Consider the following 14,978-nt stretch of genomic DNA (forward strand, 5'->3'; position numbering starts at 1 on the left):
GCACCGTGGCCGGGATGCCGCCGCTGGCTCGTCGCCGTGTGCGCGAGGCCTGGGCGTTGATCGCGCCCATGGCGATCGTGCTGCTGGCGGTCGCGGCGTGGCCGCTGGCGCGGACGGTCGCGCTCGGCTTCACCGATGCCGGCCTCACGGGCGGCGGCGCGGATGCGGCGTTCGTCGGCTGGGAGAATTACTACGCCGTCTTCGGTGGCCAGCCGTTCGGGGTGCTGGCCGATCCGCAGTGGTGGCGCGCGGTCGGCAACACGCTGGTGTTCGCGAGCGTGTCGGTCAGCCTGGAGACCGTCCTCGGCGTGCTGGTCGCGCTGGTGCTGCACCGGCGCTTTCCGGGCCGGGCCTGGGTGCGGGCAGCCGTGCTGGTGCCCTGGGCCATTCCCACTGTGGTCTCCGCCAAGATATGGGCGTGGATGCTCAACGACCAGTTCGGCATCATCAACGCTGTCCTTCTGGACTTGGGTCTGATCGCCACGCCCCTCGCGTGGACGGCCGACCCGCTGCTGTCGATGGTCGCGGTCATCACCGTGGACGTGTGGAAGACGACGCCCTTCATGGCGCTGTTGGTGCTGGCGGCGCTGGAGATGCTGCCGCGCGACATCTACGAGGCAGCGCGGGTCGACGGCATCCATCCGGTCCGGGTGTTCTTCCGCGTCACCCTGCCGCTGATCCGGCCGGCGTTGATCGTGGCGATCGTGTTCCGGGCGCTGGATGCGCTGCGGGTGTTCGATCTGGTCTACGTGCTGACCGCCAACAGCCCCGCCACCATGACCATGTCGGTCTACGCCCGGCGGGAGTTGATCGACTTCCAGTCGGCGGGGACCGGCTCGGCGGCGGCGACGCTGGTGGTGCTGGTGATCGCGCTGGCGGCCGTGACGATTTTGATGGCCGGTCGCCTGCGCCGCGTCGGACGTCCCCTGGAGGGCGCGCCATGATACGACGTCTCGGGCTCGCGCTGGTCGTGGCGCTGATCGTCGCGGTGGCGGTCGGGCCGCTGCTGTACGCCATCCTGACCAGCCTGGAGGGCGGGGGCGGCCTGTTCACCGCCGGCTTGTGGCCCGATGAACCGACGCTGGCGAACTATGCCGCCGTGTTCGCGGACCAGCCCTTCGGGCGCAACATTCTCAATTCCATTGTGGTGGCGGGTGGCGTGGTCGCGGTGTCGCTGCTGCTGTCGCTGACGGCGGCGTATGCGCTGGCGCGGGTGGCGTTCCGAGGTCGGGGCCTTCTGCTTGGCACGGTGCTGTGCGTGTCGATGTTCCCGCAAGTGGCCGTGCTGTCCGGGATGTTCCTACTGATACGATCGCTGGGCCTCTACAACTCCCTGGCCGGGTTGGGCTTGAGCTATCTGATGCTCACCCTGCCGTTCACGGTGTGGATGCTGACGACGTTCCTGCGGCAGCTTCCGAAGGAGCTGGAGGAGGCGGCCATCCTCGACGGCGCCGGGCCGCTGACGATCATCGGCCGGGTGTTCCTGCCGCTGCTGTGGCCGGCGCTGGTGAGCACCGGCTTGCTGGCCTTCGTCGTGGCGTGGAACGAGTTCCTGTTCGCGCTGACCTTCACGCTGACGGCGGAGACGCGGACGGTGCCGGTGGCGATCGCGCTGATCTCCGGCGCCAGTCAGCACGAACTGCCGTGGGGGCGCATCATGGCGGCGTCGGTGATCGTGACGGTGCCGATGGTCCTGCTGGTGCTGGTGTTCCAGCGCTGGATCGTCTCCGGCCTGACGGCCGGTGCGGTGAAAGGGTAGGGGGAGGCGTCATGGCGGGCGTGGCCGTCGAGGGACTGGTGAAGCGGTTCGGGCGCGTCGCGGCGCTCGACGGGGTGACGGCGACGCTGGCCGACGGCACCTATGCCGTGATCGTGGGCCGGTCGGGCTGCGGCAAGTCGACGTTGCTGCGCCTGCTGGCCGGGCTGGAGGAGCCGGACGCCGGCACCATCCGTATCGGGGACGCGGACGTGACCGCGCGCCCCCCGAAACACCGCGATATCGCGATGGTGTTCCAGTCCTATGCGCTCTATCCGCATATGACGGTGTTCGAGAACATGGCGTTCGGTCTGCGCCTGCGGGACGGCCGGCGCGACCGGGCGGCGATTACCGGTCGTGTGCGGGAAGCCGCGCGCATGCTCCACCTGGAGGACCTGCTGAACCGGCGGCCGGCGGCCCTGTCCGGTGGGCAACGCCAGCGCGTCGCAATCGGCCGCGCGGTGGTGCGGGATCCGGCGGTGCTGCTGCTGGACGAGCCGCTGTCCAACCTGGACGCGGGCCTGCGCCTCGCCGTGCGGCGGGAGCTGGCCACGCTGCATCGGCGCCTGGGCACCACCATGGTGCATGTCACCCACGACCAGACGGAGGCGATGACGCTGGCGGATGTCATGGTGCTGATGGAGGCGGGGCGGGTGGTGCAGATCGGCCCCCCGCTGGAGCTGTACGGCCGGCCGGCGACGCCGTTCGCTGCGCGCTTTCTGGGGACGCCGCCCATGAACCTGCGGGCGGGCACGGTCGTGGATGGGGAGGGCACCGTGGCCCTGGAGGGCGGCGGGCGCGTGACGCTGGAGGCCGCGCGCGGGCTGCCCTCCGGCGCAGCGGTCGAGGTCGGGATCCGGCCGGAGGCGCTGGCGCCCTGCGAATCCGAAGCGGGGTTTATTGCGGGCCCGGTCGCGCTGGTGGAACACCTGGGGGAGTCCCTCCTGGTCCATGTGGACGTGGAGGGCGGGGAGCCCGTGGTGGCGCGTCTCGGCCCTGAGGTGGCGGTGCGCGCCGGGACGGCGGTGGGCCTGACCTGGGCCGCCGCCGCCGCGCATCTGTTCTACGACGGCCGGCGGCGGGACCCGGTGGAGGTTAACCCGGCAGAACCGCCTCGCTGACGGCGACGTAGTGGCACACGGCCGCGACCAGCACGCACATATGCCAGATCGCGTTGTGGAACCGCAGGCGCTTGGCCAGATGGAAGGCGACACCGCCGCTGTACAGCAGGCCGCCGATCAGCAGCAGGACGAGGGATTCGACGGGCAGAGCGGCGATCATCGCGCCCACGGCGCTCAGGCCGATCCAGCCGAGGGCGAGGTACAGCACCAGCGACAGGCGTTCGAACCGGCGCGGCCAGATCAGCTTCAGCACCAGCCCGAGCAGGGCGACCGGCCAGATCGCCGCGAGGAGGGCGTTGCCCACCCAGCCGCTCAGGTTTACCAGGGCGAACGGGGTGTAGGTGCCGGCGATGAGCAGGTAGATCGCGGCGTGATCGAGGCGGCGCAGCCGTTCCTTCCAGTGCGGCGCCCAGGTGATGTTGTAGGCCGCCGACATGCCGAAACTGGCCAGCATGCCGAGGCCGTAGACGGTCACTGCGCTGATGGTCTGGGCGTCGCCGGTGGGGATGGCCCGGACGAGAAGGATCACGAAGGCTAGGATGGCCAGCACGACGCCGGTCACATGAACCGCGCCGTCGAGCCAGCGTTCCGCAGGAGTGTACGAGGGGTGCATGGGGGCTCCATCCTGGAGGCAGGGAACACGATGGAAGACGGGAGCCGCCCGGTCCACAGCCGTCGCGTGCCCCCTATCCATGATATAAGCCCGATCGAACCGGGCGACAGGAGGGCAAACGCATGACAAAAGCCGCCGAACCGACCCAAACGGCGGGGGATCTCAACGCCCGGACCGACGCGGTGGTGGTTGAATCTAAAGACGTCGCGTTCAGGGCGTATTTTCGCGTTGATCGTTACACGTTGCGTCATGCCCAGTTCGCCGGCGGGCTCGGCTCGGCGATCACGCGCGAGCTGCTGGAGCGCGGTCACGCCGTCGCCGTGCTGCCCTACGATCCGGTGCGGGATGAGGTGGTGCTGCTGGAGCAGTTCCGCATCGGCGCTCTGGCCGCCGGGATGGGGCCGTGGCTGCTGGAGGTCGTGGCCGGGGTCATCGATCCGGGTGAGACGGCCGAGGCCGTGGCGGCACGCGAAACCAAGGAGGAAAGCGGCTGCCACGTGGCGGACCTGGAGTCGGTGGCGCGCTGGCTGTCCTCGCCCGGCTGCACCTCGGAAACGGTCGAGTTGTTCGTGGGCCGCGTGGACAGCAGCCGTGTGGGGGGCGTCCATGGTCTGGCGCAGGAGGGCGAGGATATTCGGCCGGTCGCGATGGCCGCCGATGCGTTCCTCGATCTGTTGCATCAGGGCCGGCTCGACAACGCCACCGTCCTGATTGCCGCGCAGTGGCTGGCGTTGAACCGGGCGGCTCTTCGGGCGCGCTGGCTCGGATCGTCTTGATCGCGTCGCGTTCGCGGGTTACCTGACGGGACCCGGCGGTGTGCTGTCCTGTGCGCTCCACGGCGGCTCCGCCTGCCGACACGTTCAAGACAAGGCTGCGATATCTATGGACATCCGCGACGGTTTCCTTTCCGCCATCGGCGAGACTCCTCTGATTCGTCTGCCCTGGCCCTCGGCCCGGACCGGCTGCGCCATCTATGGCAAGGCGGAGTTCCTGAACCCCGGCGGGTCGGTGAAGGACCGCGCGGCCCTGGCGCTGATCCGCGATGGCGAGGCGCGGGGCCTGCTCAAGCCGGGCGGCACCATCGTGGAGGGCACGGCCGGCAACACGGGCATCGGCCTCACGCTGGTGGGGAACGCCCTGGGTTACAAGACCGTGATCGTGATGCCGGAGACCCAGAGCGAGGAAAAGAAGGACGCCCTGCGCCTGTGTGGTGCCGATCTGCGGCTCGTTCCGGCCAAGCCGTTCAAGGACCCCGGCAACTACGTGCATGTCTCGCGCCGCCTCGCGGAGGAGACCGGCGGCTTCTGGGCCAACCAGTTCGACAACACCGCCAACCGCGAGGGGCATCGCCGCACCACCGGGCCGGAGATCCTGCGGCAGACCGGCGGGCGCCTCGACGCCTTCACCTGCGCGGCCGGGACCGGCGGCACGCTGGCGGGCGTGGCTCTGGCGCTGAAGGCGGCGGATCCTGGCATCCGGACGGTTCTCGCCGATCCGCACGGCTCCGGCCTGTATGCCTGGATCACCGAGGGCGAGCCGCGCGCCGATGGCTCCTCGATCACCGAGGGCATCGGCCAGGGCCGGGTGACCGCCAATCTGGACGGGGCGCCGATCGACGACGCCGTTCGCATCGCCGACGCCGACGCGCTGGACGTGCTGTTCCACCTTGTCCGGCACGATGGTCTGGTGCTCGGCGGGTCGTCCGGCATCAATGTCGCCGCCGCCATGCGGGTGGCTGAATCCCTGGGCCCCGGTCACACGGTGGTCACCGTTCTGTGTGATCAGGGCGCGCGCTATCAAAGCAAGATCTACAACCCAGCGTTTCTGCGCGAGAAGGGCTTGCCCGTTCCGCCCTGGATGGAAGCCGGTGCTGCTTGACCGAGGGAGCCCTGCGCTCCGCGAAACGCGCTCGAGACAAGGACGGATATCTCATGCCGCATGCCACGACCGGTCCCCTGGTCACCACCGATTGGCTGGCCGAACACCTCACGGCCCCCGACGTGCGCATCGTCGATGCGCGCTTCTACATGCCCGGCGATTCGCACAAGGCGGCGGAGGAATACGCCCGCGCGCATATTCCCGGTGCCGTGTTCTTCGACATTGATGCCATCTGCGACCCGTCCAGCACGCTGCCGCACATGCTGCCGAGCCCGGAGCTGTTTTCCTCTCGGGTGCGGGATCTGGGCCTGGGGGACGGGCACCGTATCGTGGTGTACGACCACGTCGGTGGCGCCTGCGCGGCGGCGCGGGTGTGGTGGATGTTCCGGGCCTTCGGCCATAGGGAGGTCTGCGTTCTCGACGGCGGCCTGCCCAAATGGCAGCACGAGGGGCGCCCGGTGGATGACCGCGAGGTGTTCGCCACCCGCCGGCATTTCACGGCGCGCATGAACGCCGGGCTGCTCGCCCGCGCGGACGATGTGCTGCGTCATCTGGAGGCGGGCAGCGCGCAGGTGCTGGACGTCCGGGGTCCGGAGCGCTTTCGCGGAGAGGTGGTGGAGCCTCGCCCGAGTTCCCGGGCCGGGCACATGCCCGGGGCGATCAACGCGCCGTTCGGGCCGTTGCAGACCGGTCCGTTCAACCAGATGGCGGCGCCCGACGTCATTCAGGCACAGTTCAAAGAGGCCGGCGTGGACTTGTCCAAGCCGATCGTGACGTCGTGCGGATCGGGAGTGACGGCCTGTTACAGCGCGCTGGCGCTGGCCTGCATCGGGCGCGACGACGTCGCCGTCTACGATGGATCCTGGGCCGAATGGGGCGATCGCGTCGACTTGCCGGTCACACGCTGACCGCGCAAAGCGTCGGCGAGAGCCCTATGTGCGAGAATCGCCGGGGCGCTGACAGCGAACGCCCCGGCCATCACGGAGACGGGCACGGGGCGTTCGCTGGGGTCGGAGAGTGTTGGATCGGAACCGGGGCGGAGGATCTGGGGGACGGTGCGGGGCATCCTGACCCCGGGGTTGACGTGGGACGGCGCCCGATCCGAAGACCGGGAGCGACCGCGCTCACCCGGCAGCGAGGTGACCTTCGTCCTCCAGCTCCATTTTTAGACCGAATCGGCCGGTGCGGACGCGCGACTCGTCCGGCAGGCGCCACACGGTCGGCGCGCTCCCGCCCGTGACGGTGCTGGTCGGCGTTTCGGCAATGCCCCCAAAGCCGAGCGCGATCTCGTCGGCCATGACGGCGACGGTCTCGGGCTCCACGGAATTGCGCCACCGCGCCCCGTAGCGGCTTTCCATGGTCAGGGTGAACAGGTTGAACGCGTGGTAGGACGTGGGCGTATGGCTCATGTGATTGACTCCACCCTTGGACAATTGGCCAAGGACGTTGATCCTCGTAGGGCTGTCGGGTTGAGGCGCGTCATAGCATATGACATCGACCGTCCGCGACCCCCGTCTTTTTCGCAGTGCAACATATCGCAGGGGGCAGGAACTGTCCAGGGTCTTCTGGCTGGCCGAAAGTCTTAGTACTCGGGTATGACCTAATAAAATCAGGGCTTGATTAGACTTGCGGGCAAAAGTGGCCCTGGTTCCAAAGCGGGTTTTCTAACGAAGGTCCTGTCATCGGTTTTGTTTCGGCTTTGAGTTTTATCAAAAGGCGTATGTACCGACCAACGGACCATATCCTTTGTCAGGGGTCGTACAGAAGCGCCTTTGCCCTGCTTCGAACGGGGGCCTGTCATGCGTCTTTTGAGGGGAGCGACACACGACGGAGCGCGGGTCGCTTGCGCCCTGGCCGGCGATCCCCGAAGGTGCGCATGTCCTAGCGAGCGATTCGGAGTTTCCGCCCCATGAGCAACACCAACAGCGACCAGAACACGGCCACAGCCCAGCACCATACCGAAACCCGGGCCGCTCACGCCGGTCGCCATCCCGACGATACGCATGGCGCCGTGAACGTACCCGTGTACCACGCCTCGACCATCACATTTCCGACTGTGGCGGCCCTGAAGGAAAAAAACGGCCGCAAGTTCGATGATGTCTATTACGGCCGGTACGGCACGCCGACCACCCGCGCCTTTGACGAAGCGGTGGCGGATCTCGAGGGCGGGCGCTGGTGTGTGTCCGTGGGGTCCGGCATGGCGGCCGTGTCCTGCACGCTCATGGCGCTTCTCAAGGCCGGCGATCACCTTCTTATGGTCGATTCCGTGTATTGGCCGACCCGGAACTTCTGCGACACCCTTCTGAAGAACATGGGTGTGCGCACCACGTATTACGATCCCTTGATCGGCGCGGGTATTCGCGACCTGATCGAGCCGGAAACCCGCCTCGTGTTTACGGAATCCCCGGGCTCGCTGACCTTCGAGACGCAGGATGTGCGGGCGATCGCCGAAGCGGCCCATGCCGCCGGTGCCCTTGTGGCGCTCGACAACACTTGGGCGAGCCCTGTGCTGTTCCGTCCGTTCGAGAACGGTGTGGATCTGTCGATCCAGGCGGCCACGAAGTACATCGTCGGGCATTCCGACGCCATGCTGGGCACGATCACCATGACCGACCGGGCGCTGTTCGAGCGCGTCAAGACGGTCGCCGGGCAGGTCGGGCATGCCGTTGGCGCGGACGAGGCTTATCTGGGCCTGCGCGGTCTTCGCACGCTGCCGACGCGCCTGCGCCAGCATGGGGAGTCCGGTGTGGCAGTCGCCCGCTGGCTTCAGGGGCGGCCGGAGGTGGAGCGGGTGTTGCATCCGGCGCTGCCGGAGGATCCGGGTCACGCCCTGTGGAAACGCGATTTCACCGGGGCGTGCGGGCTGTTCGGCGTGCGGCTCAAGAAGGGGCCGTCGCCCGAGGCGATCGCGGCCCTGCTGGACGGCATGCGTCTGTTCTCGATGGGCTTCAGTTGGGGCGGCTTTGAAAGCCTGATCCTGGACACCACGGCGTCGATCAGCCGCTCGGCGACCGCATGGACTCACGACGGTCCAGTGTTGCGGCTGCACGTTGGTCTGGAACATCCCGACGATCTGATTGCGGATCTGGAGGCCGGGTTCGCGCGCATGGCCGCCGCCGACGGGCGCTGAGCGCCGGAGGGGGCTGAAGAAAAACGCCCCTGAGCCGCCGAAAGGGAACCGTTCGGCGGCTCAGGGGCGCACTCCGCCAAACGCGCGGTGTGGCGGGCGCGGTCAGTGGATCTCGGACAGCAAGTCCGGGGCCGTGACCAGATGACGCACGCCGTGGGCATGGTCCTCCTCGAACACGTTGCCGCCACACCAGGCGTTCAGGGAGACGATGTTCACCTTGGCGCAGCTCGGCCGAACATTCCACGTCACCTCCATCGGCGAGCACGCCTCGTCGGTGTACGTCGGGCCGGTGGTGGAGCCGAGGAACTGAACGGGGGCGCCCGTGCCCGTGGGCAGGGCCTTGGCTTGAGATCGCCCCTCCACCACATGACCGCCATAGACGAAATCGGCGAAGTCCAGGGCGGTCGGGTCATTGACCACCAGGAAGACCTGCGCTTCCACCCGAAGCTGCGGATTGCGGCAGGTGTCGGAGACGCAGGAGGTCAGGCCGGGGCCGGGTGTCACGTCGCAGGTGGTGTGGACCCAGTGCACCTCGATGGTGTCGCCCGGTTTGACACCATGGCATTCGGAGCTGCCGTGCTCCGGCGCGCTCAGTTCGGCGCCGGTCAGGCTGCCGGTCTCGTTGCACTGGAAGCCGCCGTGCTCGCCGTCGCCGGCGGAGATCGAGAACCCGGGGCCCTTGTGTTCGGCGTTCACGTGGAAATGGATGTTGCACAGGGTCATCTCGCTCGCGGGCGGGGCCACCGGAAAGACGCGGGGATTGGTGCCCGCCGTGCTGGCGATGTCGCGCGGGGTTTGCGGGCCGAAGCCTTGGCACAGGCTGTCGGCGGCGGCGGGGGTGGCGACGCCGGCCAGCAGGGTGGCGGTGGCGGCGGTCCGCCGGAGGGGACCGGTCAAGACACGGGACATCGGGCTCCTCCCGGACGCGGTGTTCAGCGCGCGCCTCTTCAAGAAAAACGCTATCGTTGAAATAGGCTAGGCTCGCCACACAGAGGCGGTGGGCGACGCAGCCACTTGCCTACTAGAGAAGAAATGCAGGGTTCAGTGCAACCCCAAATATCTTTATATCAAAGATTGTTGCCGGTCATCGTTGACCCGTCCGGGTTGATCGGCGTGACCGCGACGGAGACCTCCGGCGTGCCGGCGTCGCCGCCCAGCATGACTCCCTTGATCGGCGACACATCATCGAAATCCCGCCCCCAGGCCGTGACGATGTGTTCATGGGTCACGATCTTGTTGTTGGTGGGATCGATGTCGATCCACCCGCCGTTCGGGGCGCCCGCCACCGGGACGAACACCGAGACCCAGGCGTGCGAGGCGTCGCCCCCCTCCAGGTGGTCGCCCGTGCCCGGCATCTGCGTGAGCACGTAGCCGCTGACATAGCGCGCGGCAAGGCCCAACGAGCGCATGGCGCCAATCATGACGTGGGCGAAGTCCTGGCAGACTCCGCGGCGGTCCTGCATCACCTGTCCCAGCGGTGTGGCGATCGTGGTGGCGGTAGGGTCGTAGGTGAAATCCGTGTGGATGCGCCGGCACAGCTCCACCGCGCCGTCCAGGATCGGCCGGCCGGGCGTGAACACCTCTGCGCCATAGGCCCGCAGCGCGTCCGACCCGGTGATCAGTGGCGAATTGAAGGTGAACTGGCAGGCGTCGGCCAGATCCGCGCCCACGGCCGAGGACAGGCGGCTGGCCACGCTTTCCCACGATGGGGTGGCCAGGGCCTCCGGCAGGGGCGGCGGCTGCACCGACACCCGCGCCGTGGCCGTCACGCGCAGGGTGCTGTAGGGCTCCGTCAATGTGAAGTTGGTCAGAGTGTTGCCGAAGAAGTCCTTGCGCTGGCAGCGGTGCGACGGCGTTGGAGAGATCTCGATCCCGGCGCTGTGCACCTTCTGCGCGGCAAACGCGCGCGGAATCAGGCGGCCGGCATGGTGGCTGATGGTGACCGCTCCAGCGTAGCGGTACGTGGTGACGTGACGGACGTGGTAGTCCATGGGGCGTGGGGCGCTCATGGCTGTGCCCCCAGGACATCGTCCGCGACATGGAACCGGGGCGCGCCGCTGCCGTGGCGCATTTCGACCGCGTGGGCGAAGTACTGCCGGGCCAGCGATTCCGACAGCGCGGTCAGAAGGCTGCGCAACAGCCGCAACAGCGCGGGCAGGTCTTCGGGCGGTGGCATCGCGGCCGTGTCGTGGAGCGACCGATTTGTGGCGGAATCGCCAGGCGGCCTGCGGCCGTCCGCCGGCTCCATCAGGTCCATGCGGTCCAGGTCCACGGTGCGTGTGATGCCCAGCAGCCGCACCGCGAGGCGCTGTTCATGGGTGCGCAGGCCGAACGCCTGATCCGGGGCGAGGCTATCCATGTGCAGGCCCAGCCGCGCAAACTGATACGCTAGGGAACGTGGGTTGCTCTCGTCCGCGATCATCACGTCGAGCACCGGCACGGTTTGGGGCGCATCCAGATAGCGGGCACGGTAGGTCATCTGGCTGTCGCCCAGTTCCAGCGCCATGTCGAGCGCGGCGTCGCGAGTCTCGCCGGACGTGCGCGCGACGTTCTCGAACGTCTCGAGGATGTGCAGCGCGCGCTCGATGCGGCGCCCGGTGTCGAGGAAGCGCCAGCCCAGCCCGCGCGTCATGTTCTCGTTGGCCAGCCCGGCCATGACCTGGAGCGGCATCAGCACGGCGGACAGGCGGGGTGCGGCCTCTTCCGGCCGCAGGGTCAGGGTCGCCGCCGTGGACGGCGGCGGTGCGCCCGCGACCGGCACGCTGTTGGTGTGGCGCCACAGGGCGAGGGTATCGATCAGGGCATCAATGGCGCGCCAGTTGTCGACCGACAGGCGGTCGCGCACCCGCACGCCGATCCGGTGCACATTCAGCACCATCGAGGCGAGCCCGGTCGGGTTGTAGGGTTGCAGGTTGGCGTCCAGGATGGCGCGGACGGTCTGGGCGTGATCGCCCGCCTCCGACCCCGGCGGCGGTGCGAAGGGCGGGTGCCCCATGGGCCACATCAGGCGCAGCACGACATCCAGCGCCACGGATCCGGCACCGTGCTCGGCCAGCCGCCCGACCATCGCCCGGAGCATCCGCGTCGTGGCGTCGCAGCGCTCGACGTAGCGGCCCAGCCAGAACAGATCGTCAGCGACGCGCGAGGGCAGATCGCGCACCCCGCGCACCACGGTGATCGGGTGTTCGCCGGCCCGGAAGCGCGGGGGCAGACCAAGCGGGTGGCGCGACAGGACCCAGACGTCCTTGCTGCCGCCGCCGTTCTGCATGGAGACATTGGAGGAATCATCCCCGCCGGCGAACCGTCCCAGGCCGCCCGGAATGACGACGTAGCCGTCGCGGCTGGCGCAGACGTGCACGCGAAGCACCAGCGTGCGCGGCGCCAGCCCGTTCTCGGTCCAGGCTGGCGCGGTGGACAGCGCCACGGACTCCTGCCCGACCCAGGCGTGCGGGTGACGGTCGAGCGCCTCGCGCAGCGCCTCGCGGCCCGCCGCGTCCAACTGGGACCCTTCAAGCACGGGACCGGTCGGGTCGAAGGCGGAGCGCACCCGAAGCTCCGCCATCCGGTCCTGAGTGTAGGCCCGCTCGCGCGCCTGCCCGCACCACCACGTGGCCACGGACGGCATGTACAGGTCCTCGCCCAGCAGGCGGTTGCATAAGGCCGGCAGGAACGGCATCAGGCCGGGGCTCTCCGCCAGCCCGGATCCGAGCGCGTTGGCGAGCGTCACGGAGCCGTCGTGGACCGCCTCCACCAGTCCAGGGGCGCCGAGGGCGGACTCGCCGCGCAGCTCCAACGGGTCGCAGAAGCTGCTTTCATTGCGGCGCAGGATGACGTCGACGGGGTGCAGGCCCTCTAGTGTCTTCAGGTAGACGCGGCCATCGCGCACCGTCAGATCCTCGCCCTCGACCAATGTCAGGCCCAGGTAGCGGGCGAGGTAGACATGCTCGAAATAGGTTTCGTTCAGCGGGCCGGGCGTCCACAGCACCACGCGCGGGTTCTCGCGGGTGCGCGGGGTGCTGGCGATCAGGGCGTCGCGGATGACGGAGAGGTGATTGCGGATGCGGTGCACGGGCAGGGCGGGCAGCACCTCCGGCAGCACGCGGTTCATGATGATGCGATTCTCAATCGCATAGCCCATGCCCGAGGGGGCTTCAGTGCGCGTGTCCACCACCCACCAGCGGCCGTCGGGCGAGCGCGCCAGATCGACCGCGAGAACATGCAGGAAGCGGTCGTTGCGGGGCTTGGCGCCGACCAGCGGGCGCAGGTAAGCCGGGTTCGCGTACACCAGCGCCGACGGCAGAATGCCCTCGGACAGCAGATGGCGCGGGCCGTAGAGGTCCTTCAGCACGGCGTTGAGCAGGTGGGCGCGCTGGATCAGGGCGCGCTCCAGGTCGATCCACTCGCGCTCCTCCATCAGGACGGGCACGGGATCGAGCATCCAGGGCCGATCATGGCCCGCCGGGTCGTCGTAGACGTTGTAGGTGACCCCGTTGTCGCGGATCAGGCGCCGCGAGCGGTCGGCGCGCAGGGCCATCTCGCGCGGACCCAGGGCGTCAAGTTGAGCCATCAGGTCGCGCCAGTGCGGACGTACGGTGCCGTCCGGCGCCATCATCTCATCGAAGACGCCGGGGCGCGGGGTGTACCGCAGCCAGGAGGATCCGTGGACGGCGTGGCCGAGCCCGCCGTCGCCGCCGGATCGGCTGTCCGCGACCGTGGATGTCATGAGCTGTTCCAATCCCCCGGTCCGAAGTCTTTCCGACCCCCCCGGACGTTGCGCCGTGACCGCGCCCATCAATGGAACGACGGGAGCGCCCGGAAGTCAAACCACACCGCGCGGGTCACTTGCGGAACGATCGTCCTCCCGATCGTTCCGCGCTGGCGTTCGGCGGGTTCCGGACGTGCGGGGCTGTGCGTCGCCCCACGCCCCGGTCCGCGTCGCGCCCTGCGTCAGGTGCGGGCCAGGGAGCGGATCGCCGTGGAGGTCGGAACCTTGCCCTGACCCTGGTACGCCTCGTGGTTTTTCTCAATTTCGTTGAGCTTGTAAAGGTAGTTGACCATCAGGCCGGCCGACTGCGCCAGCCCTTTTGACGACCGGTTGCCCAACCAGTTCAGGCGCTCCACCCGGGCCCCGTTGGTCAGGTGGAAGTGCGCCACCGGATCCAGCACGGTCGCCGGCCGTCCCTCCACGCGCGGCGGTCGCCGCTCGTTGACCAGATAGCGTGCGCACAACCGGGTCAGCGGGGTCTTCAGCGCGTTGGCGACGGGCTCGTGATTCGGCCACTCCGGGTCGGCGATCAGGGCCTTGAACTGCCCTTTGGTGCCACTGGGCGTGCCGGTCGAATCGCCCTCGTCCCCGCCGGTCTCGGACAACTGGGTCAGGACCTTGCGTTCGGCGGGCAGCAGCAGGCCGGGCTCGCCCTCTGCCAGCCGATGGTCGAGCCAGGTCCGGAAGCCGGGAATCGGCGACAGGGTGGAAAACGTCGTGACCTTGGGGAAGGAGTGGCTCAGCCGCTCGACCACCTGCTTGATGAGGAAGTTGCCGAAGCTGATCCCAGCCAGACCTTCCTGGGCGTTCGAGATCGAATAGAAAATAGCGGTGTCGGCGTCCTCCGGGTCCAGGGCCGGCGCCGACATGTCCAGCAGGTCGTGGACATTGCCGGCGATGCCGTGGACCAGCGCCACCTCGACGAAGATAAGCGGCTCCTCCGGCATGTTCGGATGCACGAACGCATACAGCCGCCGGTCATGGTCGAGCCGGTCTTTGAGATCCGCCCAGCTTCGGATCTCGTGCACGGCCTCGTAGGTGATGATCTTCTCCAGGAACGCGGCCGGCGAGTTCCAGGTGATGCGCTGCAGCTCCAGGAAGCCGATGTCGAACCATGACGCCAGCAGGTCGCGCATATCGCGCTCCAGGCCGCGCAGGGCCGGGTTCTCGCGCGCCAGACGCTTTAGTTCGGCGCGCATGTCCACCAGGAACTTGATGCCCCGGGGCAGGGCGTTGAACTGCTTCAGCAGGCGCAGGCGCGGCGGCACCAGGGCGTCGCGCATCTGGCCCTCGGCCGCCTGAAGCGCGGTGAAATCCTCGGAGTCCACCGACATCAGCGCGGCGGCGGTGTCGCGCACGCGGTCATGGTCGGTGGCATACTCGCGCGCCAACATTTCCAGGAAGCGGGCGCGGCCCTGGTCGTTGAGGCTGAGATAGGCGCGGCCAAGGGTGGCGGCGCGGGCCCGCGCCGAAACCTCGCCGCCGCGTGAGGCGAGGCAATCGTCCATGCCGGCGCGGATCTTGCGCGCGTCGTCTTCCGGAAGGTCGGGGTTCAGATTGTCCAGGTCATCGGCGCCGGACACCTTGTCCGCGATGTCCCGCCATAGGCCGCCCCAGGTCATCAGGCGACCAAAAAACCCCGGCGAAACCTCCTTGTTCATCAGCCAAGTCCCTCCTGACGGCCCGTGTGCGCAACGCGGCCGCGTCCCCGGCCG

The 14,978-nt window shown here is 68.5% G+C and carries 13 protein-coding genes; 7 read left to right on the forward strand and 6 right to left on the reverse strand.

Features of this window, described 5'->3' with window-relative positions:
* The first annotated feature begins 14 nt into the window (after window positions 1-14).
* The 3 genes from GGD82_RS08470 to GGD82_RS08480 are packed head-to-tail and all read left to right on the forward strand — an operon-like array spanning window position 15 to window position 2,877.
* On the forward strand, window positions 15-944 hold the full coding sequence (locus GGD82_RS08470) for a carbohydrate ABC transporter permease (protein WP_150061351.1): 930 nt from the start codon (window positions 15-17) through the stop codon (window positions 942-944).
* Window positions 941-1,759: a carbohydrate ABC transporter permease gene (locus GGD82_RS08475; protein WP_150061350.1), complete on the forward strand. Its 819-nt coding sequence runs from the start codon at window positions 941-943 to the stop codon at window positions 1,757-1,759. Before GGD82_RS08470 ends, GGD82_RS08475 begins: the two co-directional genes overlap by 4 nt.
* An 11-nt stretch (window positions 1,760-1,770) precedes the next feature.
* Complete coding sequence (locus GGD82_RS08480) at window positions 1,771-2,877, forward strand: ABC transporter ATP-binding protein (protein WP_150061349.1); 1,107 nt, start codon at window positions 1,771-1,773, stop codon at window positions 2,875-2,877.
* On the opposite strand, the gene trhA is transcribed toward GGD82_RS08480, so the two are convergent.
* A complete protein-coding gene (trhA, locus tag GGD82_RS08485; protein ID WP_150061348.1) occupies window positions 2,852-3,490 on the reverse strand; it encodes a PAQR family membrane homeostasis protein TrhA in 639 nt (212 codons plus the stop codon). The two genes, GGD82_RS08480 and trhA, sit on opposite strands and share 26 nt — an antisense overlap.
* A gap of 122 nt (window positions 3,491-3,612) precedes the next feature.
* Here trhA and GGD82_RS08490 point away from each other — a divergent pair, with 122 nt between their 5' ends.
* From GGD82_RS08490 to sseA, 3 genes are all read left to right on the forward strand, one after another.
* On the forward strand, window positions 3,613-4,266 hold the full coding sequence (locus GGD82_RS08490; protein WP_150061347.1) for an NUDIX domain-containing protein: 654 nt from the start codon (window positions 3,613-3,615) through the stop codon (window positions 4,264-4,266).
* A gap of 106 nt (window positions 4,267-4,372) precedes the next feature.
* Window positions 4,373-5,368 (forward strand): cysteine synthase A, encoded by a 996-nt coding sequence (locus GGD82_RS08495; RefSeq protein ID WP_150061346.1) that lies wholly within the window; start codon window positions 4,373-4,375, stop codon window positions 5,366-5,368.
* 53 nt (window positions 5,369-5,421) lie between these two features.
* The gene (gene sseA, locus GGD82_RS08500; protein ID WP_150061345.1) at window positions 5,422-6,276 is read left to right on the forward strand and encodes a 3-mercaptopyruvate sulfurtransferase; all 855 of its coding nucleotides are present in this window, start codon (window positions 5,422-5,424) and stop codon (window positions 6,274-6,276) included.
* 216 nt (window positions 6,277-6,492) lie between these two features.
* On the opposite strand, the gene GGD82_RS08505 is transcribed toward sseA, so the two are convergent.
* A complete protein-coding gene (locus GGD82_RS08505; protein WP_150061344.1) occupies window positions 6,493-6,777 on the reverse strand; it encodes a hypothetical protein in 285 nt (94 codons plus the stop codon).
* A gap of 500 nt (window positions 6,778-7,277) precedes the next feature.
* Between GGD82_RS08505 and metC the strand changes: the two genes are divergently transcribed.
* A complete protein-coding gene (gene metC / locus GGD82_RS08510) occupies window positions 7,278-8,498 on the forward strand; it encodes a cystathionine beta-lyase (RefSeq protein WP_150061343.1) in 1,221 nt (406 codons plus the stop codon).
* Window positions 8,499-8,600: 102 nt separating this feature from the next.
* Here metC and GGD82_RS08515 read toward each other — a convergent pair whose 3' ends face one another.
* From GGD82_RS08515 to GGD82_RS08530, 4 genes are all read right to left on the reverse strand, one after another.
* The gene (locus GGD82_RS08515) at window positions 8,601-9,407 is read right to left on the reverse strand and encodes a delta-class carbonic anhydrase (protein ID WP_150061342.1); all 807 of its coding nucleotides are present in this window, start codon (window positions 9,405-9,407) and stop codon (window positions 8,601-8,603) included.
* Window positions 9,408-9,565: 158 nt separating this feature from the next.
* Complete coding sequence (locus GGD82_RS08520) at window positions 9,566-10,507, reverse strand: transglutaminase family protein (RefSeq protein ID WP_150061341.1); 942 nt, start codon at window positions 10,505-10,507, stop codon at window positions 9,566-9,568.
* Window positions 10,504-13,221 (reverse strand): circularly permuted type 2 ATP-grasp protein, encoded by a 2,718-nt coding sequence (locus GGD82_RS08525; protein ID WP_170284174.1) that lies wholly within the window; start codon window positions 13,219-13,221, stop codon window positions 10,504-10,506. Before GGD82_RS08525 ends, GGD82_RS08520 begins: the two co-directional genes overlap by 4 nt.
* Before the next feature lie 224 nt (window positions 13,222-13,445).
* A complete protein-coding gene (locus tag GGD82_RS08530; protein WP_150061339.1) occupies window positions 13,446-14,924 on the reverse strand; it encodes a malonyl-CoA decarboxylase in 1,479 nt (492 codons plus the stop codon).
* Window positions 14,925-14,978 lie beyond the last annotated feature (54 nt).

It is taken from the genome of Roseospira marina (assembly GCF_014197855.1).
Lineage (GTDB): Bacteria > Pseudomonadota > Alphaproteobacteria > Rhodospirillales > Rhodospirillaceae > Rhodospira > Rhodospira marina.